The sequence below is a fragment of the Luteococcus sanguinis genome (genome assembly GCF_039527675.1).
Taxonomy (GTDB): domain Bacteria; phylum Actinomycetota; class Actinomycetes; order Propionibacteriales; family Propionibacteriaceae; genus Luteococcus; species Luteococcus sanguinis.
In genome coordinates, this window is record NZ_BAAAKI010000004.1 from 335,141 (window position 1) to 352,150 (window position 17,010).

The window sequence follows — 17,010 nt, forward strand, 5'->3', positions numbered from 1 at the left end:
GCTTATGTACACTTTTGGGCATGTGTGGAATCGTGGGATACATCGGGCCTCGTAGCGCCCAAACCGTCGTGATCGAAGGCCTTCGTCGCCTTGAGTACCGCGGATACGACTCGGCCGGCGTGGCCGTCGAAGCCGACAACAAGATCGAGTTCCGCAAGAAGTCGGGCAAGATCACCAACCTGGACGCCGAGATCGAGGCGCACCCGCTGCCCGAGAGCCACCACGGCATCGGTCACACCCGGTGGGCCACCCACGGCGGACCCACCGACCAGAACGCCCACCCGCACGTCAGCCAGTCGGGCCGCGTCGCGCTCGTCCACAACGGCATCATCGAGAACTTCGCCGAGCTCCGCGCCGAGCTGGAGGCCACCGGCGTCCAGTTCACGTCCGAGACCGACACAGAGGCCGCGGCGCAGCTGCTCGGCAAGCTCGTCGACGACGGCGCCGACATCGTCTCCGCCATGCACCAAGTCGCCAACCGTCTCGAGGGCGCCTTCACCCTGGTCGCCATCGACGCCCAGGACTCCGAGCGCGTCGTGGCGGCCCGCCGCAACTCCCCGCTGGTCGTGGGCGTGGGCGAGGGTGAGAACTTCCTCGGCTCCGATGTCGCCGCCTTCCTCGAGTTCACCCGCGAGGCGATCGAGCTCGGCCAGGACCAGGTCGTCGTGATCACCCGTGACGACGTCTGTGTCACCAACTTCGACGGCACGCAGGCGACCGCGATCACCCCCTTCCACATCGACTGGGACATCACCGCCGCCGAGAAGGGTGGCTTCGACTGGTTCATGCGCAAGGAGATCTACGAGCAGCCGAAGGCGGTCGCAGACACCCTGCTGGGCCGCTACGACGCCGACGGCCAGTTGACCTTGGACGAGGTGCGCATCAGCCCCGAGGAGCTGCGCCGCGTCAACAAGATCGTCATCGTGGCCTGTGGCACTGCCTACCACGCGGGCCTGGTCGCCAAGTACGCCATCGAGCACTGGACCCGCATCCCCTGCGAGGTCGACATTGCCTCCGAGTTCCGTTATCGCGACCCGATCATCGATCCCAACACGCTGGTCGTTACCATCTCCCAGTCCGGCGAGACCGCCGACACCCTGATGGCCATTCGCCACGCCCGCGAGCAGCACGCCAAGGTCATCGCCATCTGCAATGTCAACGGCGCCACCATCCCGCGCGAGTCGGATGCTGTGATCTACACCCACGCTGGCCCCGAGCGCGGGGTCGCCTCGACCAAGGGCTACCTGACCCAGGTCGTGGCCTGCTATCTGCTTGGTCTGTACCTGGCACAGGTGCGGGGTATGAAGTACGGCGACGAGATCAAGGCCGTCACCGACGAGCTGGCGGAGATGCCCGAGGCGATCCAGTCGATGCTGGACAACGACCAGCAGATCTTGGATCTCTCCAAGGCCCTGATGGACGACCGTTCCTTCTTCTTCCTGGGCCGCCACGTCGGCTACCCGTCCGCGCTGGAGGGTGCGCTCAAGCTGAAGGAGATCGCCTACAAGCACGCCGAGGGCTTCCCGGCCGGCGAGCTGAAGCACGGCTCCATTGCGCTGATCGAGCAGGACATCCCGGTCTTCGTGATGGTGCCGCCGCAGGGCCGCGACCAGCTGCACGACAAGGTCGTCTCCAACATCCAAGAGGTGCGCGCCCGCGGCGCGAAGACCATCGTGCTGGTGGAGGAGGGTGACGACTCGGTCAACCCCTACGCGGACGTGATCATCCGCCACCCGAAGGCCTCGACGCTGCTCCAGCCGCTGCTGGCGATCGTCCCGTTGCAGCTGTTCGCCTGCGAGGTCGCCACGCTGCTCGGCCACGACGTCGACCAGCCGCGCAACCTGGCCAAGTCCGTCACCGTCGAGTGATCGGGGGCCATCGCCTCAGTTGACGACAGTGCCCCGGATCCTCGTGGATCCGGGGCACTGGTGCGTCCGGACGCTTCGGGTCGGCGCCGTGGGCGAACACGCGTGACCTGGCGCTGGTGAGGGGCAATGATGGACCGATGGACCACGACGGCATCACCCGCGAGTTGGACGAGAAGCAGGCCGCGCTGCAGCGGCAGTTGGGCGGTCTGGTGCGTCCGGTCGACCCGGATGCCACGATCGGCTTCGGCAAGCGGATCGGTGAGGGAACCAGTGAGGCGATCACGCGGATGGAGGACGCCTCCAGCGCGCAGGCGCTGCAGGCCGCCCTCGACCAGGTTCGGCGCGCCAGGCAGAAGCTGGACGAGGGCAGCTACGGCTCCTGTGATGTCTGCGGCGCCCCGATCGGTGAGCTCCGGCTGGAGTTCCGGCCGTGGTCGACGACCTGCGTGGAACACGCCGGACAATCTGTCGCTGGCGGTCAGTAGGCTCCCGGCATGGCGATCGTCGGCATCGGTTTGGACGTGTGTGAGGTGTCCCGTTGGGGCCAGATGGTCCAGCGGCGGCCAGGCGTCGTCCAGCGAGTGTTGAACCCGGGGGAGGCGGACGTGTCGTTGGCCTCCCAGGCGGCTCGATGGGCCGCCAAGGAGGCCCTTGCGAAGGCGCTCGGCGCACCGGTCGGCATGTCATGGCTCGACTGCGAGGTGGTGCGGGCCGCAACCGGGGCACCCTCTTTCAGCTTGCGGGGCACCGTCGCGGCGCGGGTCGAGCAGCTGGGCATCGACACCATCCACCTGTCCATCTCCCACGACGGTGGGCTGGCCAGCGCCTTCGTCATCTGCGAGCGGTCATGATCGGCGTCCAGACTGCCGACGCGATCCGCGTCGCGGAACAGGTCTGGTTCGAGGCCCATCGGGGCGAAGGCCTGATGGGGCGTGCCGCCGCAGCGGTGGCCGCCCACGCGCTGGAGATGGCGGGCACGCACGGCCGGGTGCTGGTGGTGGTCGGGCGCGGCAACAACGGCGGCGACGGATTGTTCGCGGCCGCTGAGCTGGCGCGTCACGGACTCCCGGTGGCGATCTGGCCGGTCGCCGAGACGATGCACGAGCAGGGCCGGGTGGCCGCGACCGGGGCCGGGTGCCGCTTCGTCGGTGTGGTGGAGGCCACTGAGCAGGTCGCCGAGGTCGACCTGGTGGTCGACGCCGTGCTGGGCATCGGGGGACGTCCGGGGCTACGGCCCGATGTCTTGGCGCTGGCGCAGGAGGCCGAAGCGCTCGGGGTGCCGGTTCTGGCTGTCGACCTCCCGTCCGGTCTGGACACCGACTCGCACCAGCTGCAGGACAGCTTCCACGCCACTCGGACGATCACCTTCGCGGCCAGGAAGGCCTGTCACGTCCTGCAGCCAGCCGCGTCACGGTGCGGGGAGGTGGTGTGCGTCGACATCGGCATCGAGCTGGGCAATTCGGTTCTGGAGGTCGCCGAAGCCGGTGACGTCGCGGTGCGTTGGCCCGTCCCTGGCCCGACCAGTGACAAGTACTCCCGGGGCGTCGTGGGCATCGACAGCGGATCGGCGCAGTACCCAGGAGCTGCGGTGCTCGGCGTGACGGGTGCGCTGTACGCCGGCGCCGGGATGATCCGCTTCGTGGGGCCGGAACCGGCCGACGCCATCATCCGCGCCTCGTTGCCCTCGGTCACCCATGGGGAGGGCCGCGTGCAGGCCTGGCTCTGCGGCTCGGGCTGGGGGAGTGCGGACGACAACCGAGCCCGGCTGGAACGCCGTCTGGCCGACGGCGTCCCTGCGGTCATCGATGCGGACGCGCTGTCCGTGCTGCCGGAACACCTACCGTACGGTTGCCTGCTGACCCCGCACGCCGGGGAACTCGCGCGGCTGCTCGGCGCCGAACGCGCCGAGGTCGAGGCCGACCCGATCGGCTCGGCGCACCGGGCGGCCGAGCGCACCGGCGCGGTGGTGCTGTTGAAGGGTGCGAGCCAGTACATCGTCCAACCTGACGGGCGGGTGCGGGTTGCGGTGCCGGGGCCGTCGTGGACGGCGCAGGCCGGTTCCGGTGACGTCCTGGCTGGCATCTGCGCGACCCTGCTGGCAGCGGGGCTGCCCGCGGCGGACGCCGGCCTGGTCGGTGCCTCGGTGCAGGCGATGGCGGCGGCTCGTCGTCCCGGACCCTGGCCCCCGGACGACATCGCGCACGAGGTCGCCGCGCTGGTTGGCAATTGGGGTGAGCTGTCGTGCCGATGAACGCTGCGATGCGCCTGGTCTCGGCATCCGCCCTGATCTGTTTGGCCGCCTGTTCCGGGGGAATGGACTTTCCGCCAGAGGCGCCGGTGCCGGATGGCGCCACGGTGTTGGTGACCGATGACGGTGCCGATGATGACGACGGATCGATTCGGGTCCGCGTCCAGGTCGTCGAGGCACCGCGCGTCGGCCGGGACGCTCTGTACGGCCACTACCGGTCGGCGTATCCGGGGTGGATCACCGTGACGGACGGCTTGGCGGGGCTTTGCCTCACCAAGGACGAGGGTCCCGACCAGGTGTCGGTCGTCGAGGTATCGCCCTATCAGGGGAGTCGTGTCCCTGCCGGGCCAGGACGCTGGCTGGTGGCAAACACTCGGATGGAGATGGCCGACGAGCCCTGCGGGATGGCGGACGGCTTCATCGCCATGGATCTGCTTCCACCCGGGCTGCCCATGTGTGAGCCTGCCTCGGGTGAGTGTTGACGACGGACTTGATTCAGGGGAGCAGCAGCGAGGGATTGCGACGTGGCGCCTGAGAGCCCATCTTGATGGCCTCCGTGTAGTGGCCGACGAGCTCATCGCAGATCCACGGCCAAGTGCGGTGCTCGACCGACATCCGCGCGGCGCGACCCATCGCCATCCGCTTGGCGTCGTCACCCACCAGGTCCTGCACACTCTCGCGCAGGCCCAGAAGGTCGCCGGGCTGGTACAGCCAGCCCGTCCGGGAGGGATTGACCAGGTCGATGGGACCGCCGCGGCGGGGTGCGACGACCGGCAGACCGGACGCCTCGGCCTCCTGGATCGACTGGCAGAAGGTCTCCAGCTCACCGGTGTGCACGAACAGGTCGAAGCTCGCCAGGCAGCGCGCCAGTTCCTCTCCCTGCTTGAGCCCCAGGAAGAGGGCATTGGGCAGCTTGCGCTGCAGCGCCTCGCGATCGGGGCCGTCGCCGACGATCACCAGCCGCGTGTTGGGAAGGTCGGCGACCGCGACCAGGTTCCCCACGCTCTTCTCCGCGGCCAGCCGGCCCATGTAGCCGATGATCCGTTCGCCATTCGGAGCCCAGCTGCGGCGCAGCGTCTCGTCCCGCTTGCCGGGGTGGAAGCGCGTCGAGTCCACGCCACGCGCCCAGATGCCGACGCGCGGAATGCCCTGCTCCTCCAGCTGGGCCTGGGCGAAGGTGGAGGGGGCGAAGTTCAAGGTGGCGAGCTGGTGGGCCTGGCGCAGGCGGTGCCACAGCACCGGTTCGAACTGCGCGAAGCCGTACTGCGCGGCGTAGGTGGCGACCTCGGTCTGGTAGATCGCGACGGTGGGGACGTTCAACTTGGCCGCCGACAGCGCCGCCTTGTAGCCGATCGCGAAGGGGGCCGCCAGGTGCACGACGTCCGGGCGGAAGTCGGCCAGCGCCCGTTCGATCACGAAGCGGGGCGCCGTCGAGACGCGGACGTCGGGGTAGAAGGGGAGCCCGACGGAGGCCAGCGGAATCACCGGGTAACCCTCGTAGTGCTTGGGTACCTTCCGCGCGTCCTGGGGAGCGAGCACCATCGCCTCGTGTCCCTCCCGACGCAGGTGCTCCAGCATTCGGAGCACGGAATTGGTGACGCCATTGACCTGGGGGAGGAAGGACTCCGCCGCAAAAGCAACTCGCACGAATCCACCATAACGGCGCCGGAATGGCCCTCCTCGCACATCAGGCGGGGCCGGGTTGAACGTCAGGTGACGCTTTGCGCCCCGGCAGGGGGCCATGCGGTGACAGTTGCGTCGAATCCGTCCCGTCTCCAAGGGCCCGGCTGAGAGCGTTCACAAGGTCACGATTCGGCAAAGCCCCTTGACGGCTGGTAACGTGGTCCGCTGTTGGTCTCGCCGGTTCGCCGGTCGGGATCGGGTCGCCGGGGCCCGCCACATGAGGCGGTCCGGACCGGAGACCCCGAGGGGCTCAGCTGCCCCACGAAGTGCGAAAGTTGCGGACAGGTTGATGCGACATTTCGCTCCCTGATGCGACGCCGCCATCCCCTAGGGGACAGTTGGCGCGCGCTTCCGTGCACATGCTGGACGACAGTCCGGCCCCCGGGAAACCCCGGTGACAGGACGCACAGCGTCCGGAAACGAGCAGTCATGCCCCGCCCCACCCCGAAGGGCCGCAAGCCCTACACCTCGTCCACCTCGAAGCCCGCCAAGAAGGGCCCCAAGTCCTTCAAGGCCGACGGCACCCCCAAGCAGCGCTGGACCAGCGACAAGCGCGCCACCGAGGGCCACACCCCTCGCCGCGGTGGCACCAGCCGTCCGTGGGAGCGCGACGAGCGTCCCCGCAGCTTCGACCGCGACGACCGTGGCCCCCGTGAGGACCGTGCCCCCCGTGAGGACCGTGCCCCCCGTGAGGACCGGGGCCCCCGCGGCTTCGACCGCGACGACCGTGGTTCGCGCACCTTTGACGGCCCCCGTCGCAGCGATGGACAGGGCCGCAACTTCCAGACCTGGAAGTCCAACGACGAGCGTCCCCGTTCCTTCCGCGACGACCGTGGATCGCGCGACGACCGTGGATCCCGCGACGACCGTGGCCCGCGCGGCTATGGCCGTGATGATCGTCGCGGCTACTCCCGCGACGACCGCGCCCCCCGCAGCTTCGATCGCGACGAGCGTCCGCGCTCGTTCGACCGTGACGACCGTGGCCCGCGCAAGTTCGAGCGCGACGACCGCGCCCCGCGCAGCTTCGACCGTGACGACCGCGGCCCCCGCAACTTCGACCGGGACGATCGTCCCCGTCGTGACCAGCGCCCCGACTACCGTCCGGCCCGCCCCTACAAGGCCGACCACACCAAGGTCGAGCCCCGCTACGACCGCAAGCCGTGGGAGAAGGGCGAGCGCCCCAACCGTCGCGACGACCGTCGTGACGACCGTGGCCAGGGCGGTTCGTGGAACCGCGACGAGCGTCCGCGCAATGAGGACTTCACCGAGAACGCCGACCAGATGAGCTGGCAGGGCACCGACCTGGGCGAGATCGACGCGAGCCACGTCGACCAGACCGAGGGCTTCGCCGCGCTTGGTGTTCCCGCCATCCTGGTCGCCGCCCTCGACAAGCAGGGCATCACCAGCCCCTTCCCGATCCAGGCTGCGACCATCCCGGACGCGATCGCCGGGCGCGACGTCCTGGGCCGCGGCCAGACCGGTTCGGGCAAGACGCTGGGCTTCGGCCTGCCGATGCTCACCCGCATCGCCGCCAACCGCGGTGAGGGCAAGTCCCCGCTGGCGCTGGTGCTCGTCCCCACCCGTGAGCTCGCGCTCCAGTGTGCCGACGTCATCTCCCCGCTCGCCAAGGCCCTCAAGCTGGAGACCACCCTGGTCGCCGGCGGCATGAGCTATGTCCCGCAGCTGCGCGCCTTCCAGCGTGGCGTCGACATCGTCGTCGCCACCCCCGGCCGCCTGATCGACCTGCTCGAGCAGGGCGCGGTCGACCTCTCCCAGGTGCAGGTCACCGTGCTCGACGAGGCCGACCACATGGCCGACCTCGGCTTCATGCCCGCCGTCACCACGCTGCTGGACGCGGTTCCCGCCGACGGCCAGCGCCTGCTGTTCTCCGCGACGCTCGACGGCGCGGTCGACAAGCTGGTCAAGCGCTACCTGCACGACCCGATCACCCACGAGGTCGACGGTGCCAAGGCGAGCGTCACCACCATGGAGCACGTCTTCCTGCAGGTGCTGCCGCACGAGAAGAACGCCACCACCGCTGCCATCGCGAACCGCGAGGGACGTTCGGTGTTGTTCGCCCGCACCCAGATGGGGGCATCCCGCGTGGCCGAGCAGCTGCGCGAGGCCGGCGTCATGGCCGGTGCGCTGCACGGCGGCCTGACCCAGGGCGCCCGTACCCGCATCCTGGCGGCCTTCAAGGACGGCACCGTGCCCGTCCTGGTCGCCACCGACGTCGCGGCCCGCGGCATCCACGTCGACGACGTCACCCTGGTGCTCGAGATCGACCCGCCGATGAACTCCAAGGACTACCTGCACCGCGCTGGTCGTACCGCCCGCGCCGGCACCAAGGGCGTCGTGGCATCCATCGTCCTGCCCCACCAGCGCCGCACCATGCAGCGCATCGCCGACGGCGCCGGGGTCAAGGCCGAGATGCTGACCGCGCGTCCCGCCGACGAGGCGCTGGCCGACAAGACCGGCGCCCGCGTCCCCGACGCGATGCCCATCGAGGAGCGCGACTACGAGAAGCTGATCGCTCCCCGCAAGCAGGCCCCGCGTGGCAATGGCGGTTTCCAGCGTGGTGGCGGCGGTTACCGCGGTCAGGGCGGAGGCGATCGCCGTGGCGGTGGCTACCGTGGTCAGGGTGGTGACCGCCGCGGCGGTGGCTACCGCGGCCAGGGTGGTGGCCGTGAGCAGGGCTGGCGCCGCGAGAGCTGAGCCCTAGAGTTGGGCGCTGTGAACGAACCAGACGAGACAGTCGAGCTCGCCGTCGCATCGGTTGACGATGCGGCGGCGATGCTTGCCGTCATCCACCAGGCCTTTGCGGCCCGCCCGGCCGTCGAGCCGCCAGCGGCCGCGCTGTCCGACACCGTTGACGACATCATCGCCAGCCTGGAGCGCGCTCCCGGAGTGCTCGCGTGTATCGACGGTGAGATCGTCGGCTGCCTGCTGCTGAGCCTGGATGGCCGTGTTGCTGGCCTGCACCGGGTCAGCGTCCGCCCCGACGTCCGCCAGCACGGCGTCGCTGCGGTACTGGTCCGTGGTGCTGCCGAACTGGCCGTCGATCTCGGGGCGACTCGGCTGGAACTGCTGTGTCGCAAGGAGTTCCCCGCGACAAGACAGTGGTGGGAACACCACGGCTTCGAGGTCTGCGGCACCCAGGAGCTCGGCTGGACCATGGGCCGCGACCTGCCCGCCCGCATCGAGGTGCCCACTGGTGGCTCGATGCAGGCGCTGGGGGAGCGGCTCGCCGGTCTGCTGCAGGCCGGTGACGTCGTCGTTGCCTCCGGTGACCTGGGCGCCGGCAAGACCACCTTGGCCCAGGGCATCGGCCGGGGGATGGACGTCGACGGTCCGGTCATCTCGCCCACCTTCGTGATCAGCCGCGTGCACCACTCCCGCTCGGGTGGCCCCGCGCTCGTGCACGTGGACGCCTACCGGCTGGGTTCCGAGGCCGAACTGTTCGACCTGGACCTGGACGACACCCTGGAGAGCTCGGTCACGCTGGTCGAGTGGGGAGCCGGGCTTGCCGAGGGCCTGGGCAGCTCCGTGCTCGACATCGACATTCGCCGCAGCGCCGACCCGGACGACGAGACCCGCGTGGTCTACCTGACCGGCTTCGGCGAGCGCTGGAAGGGCGTTGACCTGCACGCCCTGGAGGAGGACGCATGACGACCACCCTTGCCATCGACACCTCGACCGACATCTGTGCCGGCCTCGCGCGCGACGGCGAGGTGCTCGCCACCACGACGATCGAGGACCGCCGCGGTCACGCCGAGAAGCTGATGCCCGCCATCGTCGCCCTCTGTGAGCAGGCCGGGATCAGCCTCGACCAGGTCGACGAGGTCACCGTCGGCCTCGGCCCCGGACCCTTCACCGGCCTGCGCGTCGGCATCGTCACCGCGCACACCATCGCCTCCTTGGCGCACACCGAGCTGCACGGCGTCTGCTCGCTGGATGTCGTCGCCTGGCAGTGGGCGCACGGCGACCAGGCCCCCACCGGGGACTTCGTCGTCGTCTCGGACGCGCGCCGCAAGGAGCTGTACTGGGCGCGTTATGACGCGACCGGCGCCCGCACCGACGGCCCGCACGTCACCGCCCCCGACGAGCTGCCCGAGCTGCCCGTCGCCGGCCCCGGACGCAGCGCCTACCCGGACCTGTTCTCAGACGTCGTCGGCCCTGAACGGCTGGACGCCGGCGTGCTGGCCGCCCACTGGGCCGAGCTGGCCGATGCCGGCAACGACGCGCTCTACCTGCGCAAGCCCGACGCGGCCGTCCCGACCACGCGCAAGTCGACGCTGGTGACCAACAGGCTGCGGCTGCCGAAGGCACCGCGATGATCTTCGGGCCTGCGGATGAGCGCGACCTCGACCAGATCATGGCCGTCGAGGCCGACAGCTTCGCCCCTGCGGAACGCTGGGGCGAGCAGGGCTGGCGCGACGAACTGCGGGCGGACGACCGGTTGGTCGTGGTCGGCCGCGATGCCCACGGACGGGTGGCCGCAGCCGCCACCTTCCAGCAGGTCGCCGAGACCGCGGACCTGCACCGGATCATGGTCGCCCCCGACCGCCGCGGCGAGGGCGTGGCCGGACGACTGATGGGCGCGGGCCTGGAATGGGCCGCCGCGACCGGCGCCGAGCGGATGCTGCTCGAGGTGCGCCACGACAACCAGGGCGCCATCGCCCTGTACGAGAAGTTCGGATTCACCGCGATCTCCCACCGCCGGGACTACTACGGCGCGGGAGCGGACGCGGTCGTGATGCAGGCGTCCCTGACGCCCGATGTGCTGGAGGTGTGAGCAATGGGTGAACCGCTGATCCTGGGGATCGAGAGCTCCTGCGACGAGACCGGTGTCGGCATCGTGCGCGGCAACGAGTTGCTGGCCAATGAGGTCGCCAGCTCGGTCGAACAGCACGTCCGCTTCGGCGGCGTCGTTCCCGAGGTTGCCTCGCGGGCGCACCTGGAGGCGATGGTGCCCGCGCTGGAGCGCGCCGTGGCCGCCGCCGACATTGACCTTTCCGAGCTGGACGGCATCGCCGTCACCGCCGGTCCGGGCCTGATGGGCGCGCTGGTCGTCGGACTCTCCTCCGCCAAGGCCCTGGCCACCTACCTGAACAAGCCGCTCTACGGCGTCAACCACCTCGCCGGGCACGTCGCGGTCGACCTGCTGGACCACGGCCCGCTGCCCACCCCGGCCGGCGCGCTGCTGGTCTCCGGCGGACACACCGAGCTCCTGGTGGTCAACGACATCGCCACCGACATCGTCCAGGTGGGCTCCACCATCGACGACGCAGCCGGCGAGGCCTACGACAAGGTCGCGCGCGTGCTCGGCCTGCCCTACCCGGGCGGACCCGTGATCGACAAGGCCGCCCAGCAGGGCGACCCGACCGCGATCCGCTTCCCGCGCGGCCTGACGGCCAGGCACGATCTGGACAAGCACCGCTTCGACTACTCCTTCTCGGGCCTCAAGACCGCCGTCTCCCGCTGGGTCGAGACCCGCGAGCGCGACGGGCTCGACGTCCCGATCAACGACGTCGCCGCCAGCTTCCAGGAGGCGGTTTGTGACGTGCTGACCGCCAAGGCCGTCGACATGGCGACTGAGTACGGGCTCGAGCACTTCCTGATCGGCGGTGGCGTGGCGGCGAACTCCCGCCTGCGCGGCTTGCTGGAGGAGCGAATGGCCGCCGCTGGTGTCGAGCTGCGTCGCCCGCGCCCGGGCCTGTGCACCGACAATGGCGCGATGATCGCCGTGCTGGCCAGCGAGGTCGTCAAGGCCGGCGGCAGGCCCTCCAGCCTCGACATCGGTGCCAACTCCGGGCTTCCGGTCTCCACCATCCTCGTCTGAACACAGCCCGTCCGCCCAAGGGCTGCCTGACCGAAGCCCGCCCGAATCCCCGTCGAAAGGTCGCCATGACCATCCGCACCACCCACGTCGGATCCCTGCCGCGCACCCAGGCCCTGCTGGAAGCCAATGCGATGCGGACGAGTGATCCCGCCGCCTTTGCGCAGCGGCTGACCGACGCGGTGGACGAGGTGGTCGCCAAGCAGCGCGGGATCGGCATCGACGTCGTCAACGACGGCGAGTACGGCCACGCCACCACCCAGAGCCAGGACTTCGGCAGCTGGTGGACCTACAGCTTCGACCGCACCAGCGGCCTGGAACTGCGCCCTGACAACGTCTGGGACACCCGCGTCGCCAAGTCCGAGCCGGGCAACATCGTGCTCACCGGCATGAACGACCGGCGCGATCGCCAGCTCTTCCGCGCGGTCTACGACGACGCGTCCGCCGTACACCCCACCACCCGGCAGCGCCCGCAGGCGGTCTCCGAGATCGGTTACATCGGCCAGGAGGCCGTGGCTGCCGACATCGCCAACCTCCGCCACGCGATGAGCGTTGCAGGCGCCGAGGAGGGCTTCATCTGCGCCATCGCGCCGGGTTCGGCCAGCCGCGTGGGTTCGGCCCACCACGGCTCGGACGAGGAGTTCATGGACGCCTGGGCCGGGGTGTTGCACCAGGAGTACCAGGCCATCACCGACGCCGGTCTGATCGTGCAGGTGGATGATCCCGCGATCGCCGAGAACTTCGACCAGATCGATCCCGAGCCGAGCACCGCCGACTACCTGGCCTTCACCCAGAAGCGCGTCGACGCCCTGAACAAGGCGCTGGCGGGGATTCCCGCCGAGCAGGTGCGCTTCCACCTGTGCTGGGGTTCGTGGAATGGCCCGCACACCACCGACTTCCCGATGGCCGAGATGGCCGAGCTGATGCTCACCATCAACGCGAAGTACTACACCTTCGAGGCCGCCGGGTCGCGCCATGAGCACGAATGGGCAGTGTGGAAGGACGTGCAGCTGCCCGCCGGCAAGGTACTGCTGCCCGGTGTGGTGACCCACCACACCAACATCGTCGAGCACCCCCAGTTGGTCGCCCAGCGGATCCGTCGCTTCGCCGACCTGGTCGGGGACGAGAATGTGATCGCCTCCACCGACTGCGGCCTGGGCGGACGGATCCACCCCGAGATCGCCTGGGCCAAGCTGGACGCGCTCGTCGAGGGCGCCCGGATCGCCAGCCAGGGCTGAGGTCGTGCGATGGCGCTGACCCCGATCATGACCACGCTCGCCTTCGTCCGGCACCCGGACGGGGAGCGGGTGCTGATGGTGCACCGGGTCGCGCGATCCACCGACGACCAGCTCGGCAAGTACAACGGCCTGGGCGGCAAGCTCGAAGCCGACGAGGACGTCGTCGCCTGCATCCGCCGCGAGCTGCGCGAAGAGGCCTCGATCGAAGCCGTCTGCCTGCGGTTGCGGGGGACCGTCAGCTGGCCCGGATTCGGCCGCAACGGTGAGGACCATTTCGGCTTCGTCTTCGTGGTGGACGAGTTCACCGGCGAAGTGCCCCAGGCCAACGACGAGGGTCCCTTGGCCTGGGAGCGCATCGACGCCCTGAGCCGACTGCCCATGTGGGAGGGCGACCGGCACTTCCTGCCGCTGGTCTTCGACGAGTCCATCGCCCAGTTCCATGGCGTGCTGCCCTATCGGGACGGGGTGCCGCAGGGCTGGTCGGTGAGCACCCTGTGAGCCTGCACACCGAGCGGGGACGGGCTGCGCTGGCCGCTGCGATGGCCGAGCCGGACCCATCGTCACTGGCTGCGGCGACCCGCTTGCGCAAGCATTTCGACGCCGACCTGGCCGCGGAGGCCCTGGGACAGGCGGTGCTGCGACGCAAGGCACGCGCCAAGTTCGGTGAGGCAGCGGACGAGCTCTTCTTCACTCCATACGGGCTGGAACAGGCCACCCGTCCCGAGGTGGCCGACTGGCGGGCGCGACGACTGGTCGCCGCCGGGACCACCCGGGTCGTCGACCTCGGCTGCGGCATCGGCGCCGACTCGATGGCATGCCTCGATGTCGGGCTCGAGGTCGTCGCCGTCGAACTGGACCAGACCACCGCCGAACACGCTCGCGCCAACCTGCCCGGTGCCACGGTGCTGCACGGAGATGCCGTCGAACTGGCCCCCGGGCTGTTGGCCGGGGCAGGGCCGGCTACCTGCGTCTTCATCGACCCTGCGCGCCGCACCGGTGCCGGTCGCACCTGGCGGGTCGACCAGTTCACCCCGCCGTGGGACTTCGTGCTCGACCTGCTGGCCGGCCGTCACTCGACGGTCGGCAAGCTCGGCCCCGGCGTTCCGCGCGAGATCCTGCCCCAGGGCGTCTGCTGCGACTTCGTCAGCCACGCCGGGGACGTCGTCGAGGCATCCCTGTGGCGGCTCCCCGGATCCCCCACCGGACACCGCGCCGTGCTGCTGCCTGGGGAACACGTCATCGCCTCCACCGGCGAAGTGCTCCCGGTCGGTCCAGCGGGAGCCTGGCTGCACGAACCCGACGGGGCGGTGATCCGCGCCCGCGCGCTCGACGCGATCGACCCCAGGATGCGCCTGCTGGACCCGGAGACCGCCTACCTGACCTCTGACGAGGCCATCACGTCCCCCTTTCTCACCAGCTTCCGCATCATCGACGAGATGGACGCGGGGGAGAAGACCCTGCGCGCCTGGGTGCGCGCCCACGACATCGGCACGCTGGAGATCAAGAAGCGAGGAGTCGACCTCGACCCGGCCGAACTGCGCCGCCGTCTCAAGCCCAAGGGCCGGGGTGCTGCCACGCTCGTCATCGGACGCACCCCGGGCGGAGCCCGTGCCTGGCACGTCGAGCGGGTCTGACTGGCGGGACGAACCCACTGGTTGGCACTCGGGTTGAACGAGTGCCAGCCCGGGGATATCTTGGGTTCTGGCACTCGACATGGTTGAGTGCCAACGGCCCGGACGGCACCCGCGACGACGTCCGAACCGATTCCTGAACGTTGAAACCCGACCGGCGCCTCGTGCGCCGTGAACCTAGAAAGGGGTTTGTCGTGGCAGCCACGATCAAGCCGCTCGAGGACCGCGTCCTCGTCAAGCCGCTCGAGGCCGAGCAGACCACCGCGTCTGGTCTGGTGATCCCGGACACCGCCAAGGAGAAGCCGCAGGAGGGCCAGGTCATCGCAACCGGTCCCGGCCGCTTCGACGACAAGGGCGCTCGTGTCCCGCTGGACGTCGCCGAGGGCGACGTCGTCATCTTCAGCAAGTACGGCGGCACCGAGGTCAAGTACGACGGCCAGGAGTTGCTGCTCCTGAACGCTCGCGACATCCTCGCCATCGTCCAGAAGTGATCGCGAGGGGGACGACCCCCTGAGCGACTCTGGAGCGAACTCCAGATCGCACCCCCGCGCTCTGCGTGCGTTCACCGCTCGCTCGTGCCTCGCTCACGGGCACGCAGAGTTCGGAAGGATTCCCGCGCGCGGCCGGCCACCGTGCTGGCCGCGCGCGAACCACATCCACATCTCTTACTCCACAGGAGTTCTGAATGCCCAAGATCCTGCAGTTCGACGAGGAGGCCCGCCGCTCGCTCGAGCGTGGTGTCGACACCCTCGCCAACACCGTCAAGGTGACCCTCGGCCCGAAGGGCCGCTATGTCGTCCTGGACAAGAAGTGGGGCGCTCCCACCATCACCAATGACGGCGTGACCGTCGCCCGTGAGGTCGAGCTCTCCGACCCCTACGAGAACCTTGGCGCGCAGCTCGCCAAGGAGGTCGCCACCAAGACCAACGACGTCGCCGGTGACGGAACCACCACCGCGACCGTGCTGGCCCAGGCGCTCGTGCACGAGGGCCTGCGCGCCGTCGCCTCCGGCTCCAACCCCGTCGGCCTGAAGCGCGGCATCGACCAGGCCGTCGCGGCCGTCGAGGCCGAGCTGAAGAGCGTCGCCAAGCAGATCGAGACCACCTCCGACATGGCGTCGGTTGCCACGATCAGCTCCCGCGACGAGGAGATCGGCGCCCTGATCGCCGACGCCTTCGACAAGGTCGGCAAGGACGGCGTCATCACCGTCGACGAGTCCAACACCTTCGGCACCGAGCTCGACTTCACCGAGGGCATGCAGTTCGACAAGGGTTACCTGTCGCCCTACATGGTCACCGACTCCGAGCGGATGGAGGCCGTCCTCGACGACCCCTACATCCTCATCAACTCGGGCAAGATCAGCTCGATGAACGACCTGCTGCCCCTGCTGGAGAAGGTCATCGCCGCCAAGGGCACCTTGTTCATCGTGGCCGAGGATGTCGACGGCGAGGCGCTGTCGACCCTGGTCGTGAACAAGATCCGTGGCACCTTCACCTCGGTCGCCGTCAAGGCCCCGGCCTTCGGTGACCGCCGCAAGGCCATGCTGGAGGACATCGCGATCCTCACCGGTGGCCAGGTCGTCGCCCCCGAGGTCGGGCTCAAGCTCGACCAGGTCGGCCTCGAGGTGCTGGGCCGTGCCCGCCGCGTCGTCGTCACCAAGGACAACACGACGATCGTCGACGGCGCCGGTGAGGCGGACGAGGTGGCCGGCCGCGTGCAGCAGCTCTCCGCCGAGATCGCCCGCTCCGACTCCGACTGGGACCGCGAGAAGCTGCAGGAGCGCGTTGCCAAGCTGGCCGGCGGCGTCTGCGTGATCAAGGTCGGCGCCGCCACCGAGGTGGAGCTGAAGGAGAAGAAGCACCGCATCGAGGACGCCGTCTCGGCAACCCGCGCGGCCATCGAGGAGGGCATCGTCGCCGGTGGCGGCACCGCCCTCGTCCACGCCGCGAAGGTTCTGGAGGGTGGCCTTGGCCTGGAGGGCGACGAGAAGGTCGGCGTCCAGATCGTCAAGAACGCCGTCGTCGAGCCGCTGCGCTGGATCGCGGAGAACGGTGGCGAGCAGGGCTACGTCATCGTCTCCAAGGTGCAGGAGCTCGAGCCGGGCAATGGCTTCAACGCCAAGACCGGTGAATACCAGAACCTGATCGAGAACGGCGTCATCGACCCGGTCAAGGTCACGCGTTCCGCGCTCGCCAATGCGGCTTCGATCGCCTCGCTGCTGCTCACGACCGAGACCCTGGTCGTCGACAAGCCCGAGGACGACGACGAGGCTGGCCACCAGCACTGAGTCGTTCCGCCACGGCGCACCACAGCACGACAGCCTTACCCGAGGACCCCGTCCGGCAACAGCCGGGCGGGGTCCTCGCCGTCACCATCAAGGCCTGCCACAACGAAAGGGCAACGATGGGGATCCTTTACGATTCGCGAGTGCCTGCATGCCCTAGGCTTCGCAACGGATTGCTCGTGCCTGCCCCCACTGGATAGAACGCGCAAACCGCGATCT

At 69.6% G+C, this 17,010-nt stretch carries 16 protein-coding genes; 15 read left to right on the forward strand and 1 reads right to left on the reverse strand.

Going from position 1 to position 17,010, the window contains the following annotated elements; all coding sequences use genetic code 11:
* The first annotated feature begins 20 nt into the window (after positions 1-20).
* From glmS to ABD089_RS05355, 5 genes are all read left to right on the forward strand, one after another.
* A complete protein-coding gene (glmS, locus tag ABD089_RS05335) occupies positions 21-1,868 on the forward strand; it encodes a glutamine--fructose-6-phosphate transaminase (isomerizing) (RefSeq protein WP_343885195.1) in 1,848 nt (615 codons plus the stop codon).
* A 137-nt stretch (positions 1,869-2,005) separates the two neighbouring features.
* Positions 2,006-2,353: a TraR/DksA family transcriptional regulator gene (locus tag ABD089_RS05340; protein ID WP_343885196.1), complete on the forward strand. Its 348-nt coding sequence runs from the start codon at positions 2,006-2,008 to the stop codon at positions 2,351-2,353.
* 9 nt (positions 2,354-2,362) lie between these two features.
* Complete coding sequence (locus ABD089_RS05345; RefSeq protein WP_343885197.1) at positions 2,363-2,719, forward strand: holo-ACP synthase; 357 nt, start codon at positions 2,363-2,365, stop codon at positions 2,717-2,719.
* Positions 2,716-4,119, forward strand: coding sequence for an NAD(P)H-hydrate epimerase (locus ABD089_RS05350; RefSeq protein WP_343885198.1), 1,404 nt, complete (start codon positions 2,716-2,718; stop codon positions 4,117-4,119). The genes ABD089_RS05345 and ABD089_RS05350 overlap by 4 nt, the downstream gene beginning before the upstream one ends.
* Entirely contained in the window at positions 4,110-4,598 is a 489-nt protein-coding gene (locus tag ABD089_RS05355) for a hypothetical protein (RefSeq protein ID WP_343885199.1), read from the forward strand. The genes ABD089_RS05350 and ABD089_RS05355 overlap by 10 nt, the downstream gene beginning before the upstream one ends.
* Positions 4,599-4,611: 13 nt before the next feature.
* Here the strand turns inward: ABD089_RS05355 and ABD089_RS05360 are convergent, their stop codons facing one another.
* Positions 4,612-5,763, reverse strand: coding sequence for a glycosyltransferase family 4 protein (locus ABD089_RS05360; protein ID WP_343885200.1), 1,152 nt, complete (start codon positions 5,761-5,763; stop codon positions 4,612-4,614).
* Between the two features lie 465 nt (positions 5,764-6,228).
* Between ABD089_RS05360 and ABD089_RS05365 the strand changes: the two genes are divergently transcribed.
* The 10 genes from ABD089_RS05365 (at position 6,229) to groL (ending at position 16,794) form a co-directional block, all read left to right on the forward strand.
* The gene (locus tag ABD089_RS05365) at positions 6,229-8,514 is read left to right on the forward strand and encodes a DEAD/DEAH box helicase (protein WP_343885201.1); all 2,286 of its coding nucleotides are present in this window, start codon (positions 6,229-6,231) and stop codon (positions 8,512-8,514) included.
* Positions 8,515-8,532: 18 nt separating this feature from the next.
* Positions 8,533-9,468 (forward strand): tRNA (adenosine(37)-N6)-threonylcarbamoyltransferase complex ATPase subunit type 1 TsaE, encoded by a 936-nt coding sequence (gene tsaE / locus ABD089_RS05370; RefSeq protein ID WP_343885202.1) that lies wholly within the window; start codon positions 8,533-8,535, stop codon positions 9,466-9,468.
* On the forward strand, positions 9,465-10,136 hold the full coding sequence (gene tsaB / locus ABD089_RS05375) for a tRNA (adenosine(37)-N6)-threonylcarbamoyltransferase complex dimerization subunit type 1 TsaB (RefSeq protein WP_343885203.1): 672 nt from the start codon (positions 9,465-9,467) through the stop codon (positions 10,134-10,136). Before tsaE ends, tsaB begins: the two co-directional genes overlap by 4 nt.
* Entirely contained in the window at positions 10,133-10,594 is a 462-nt protein-coding gene (locus tag ABD089_RS05380) for a GNAT family N-acetyltransferase (RefSeq protein WP_343885204.1), read from the forward strand. Before tsaB ends, ABD089_RS05380 begins: the two co-directional genes overlap by 4 nt.
* A gap of 3 nt (positions 10,595-10,597) precedes the next feature.
* Complete coding sequence (gene tsaD / locus ABD089_RS05385; RefSeq protein ID WP_343885205.1) at positions 10,598-11,641, forward strand: tRNA (adenosine(37)-N6)-threonylcarbamoyltransferase complex transferase subunit TsaD; 1,044 nt, start codon at positions 10,598-10,600, stop codon at positions 11,639-11,641.
* Positions 11,642-11,706: 65 nt separating this feature from the next.
* Positions 11,707-12,876, forward strand: coding sequence for a cobalamin-independent methionine synthase II family protein (locus ABD089_RS05390; RefSeq protein WP_343885206.1), 1,170 nt, complete (start codon positions 11,707-11,709; stop codon positions 12,874-12,876).
* Positions 12,877-12,885: 9 nt separating this feature from the next.
* Positions 12,886-13,374, forward strand: a complete 489-nt coding sequence (locus tag ABD089_RS05395) for an NUDIX hydrolase (protein ID WP_343885207.1) — start codon at positions 12,886-12,888, stop codon at positions 13,372-13,374.
* Entirely contained in the window at positions 13,371-14,510 is a 1,140-nt protein-coding gene (locus ABD089_RS05400) for a THUMP-like domain-containing protein (protein WP_343885208.1), read from the forward strand. Before ABD089_RS05395 ends, ABD089_RS05400 begins: the two co-directional genes overlap by 4 nt.
* A gap of 191 nt (positions 14,511-14,701) precedes the next feature.
* Positions 14,702-14,998: a co-chaperone GroES gene (gene groES / locus ABD089_RS05405; RefSeq protein WP_343885209.1), complete on the forward strand. Its 297-nt coding sequence runs from the start codon at positions 14,702-14,704 to the stop codon at positions 14,996-14,998.
* Between the two features lie 194 nt (positions 14,999-15,192).
* A complete protein-coding gene (gene groL, locus ABD089_RS05410; RefSeq protein ID WP_343885210.1) occupies positions 15,193-16,794 on the forward strand; it encodes a chaperonin GroEL in 1,602 nt (533 codons plus the stop codon).
* Positions 16,795-17,010 lie beyond the last annotated feature (216 nt).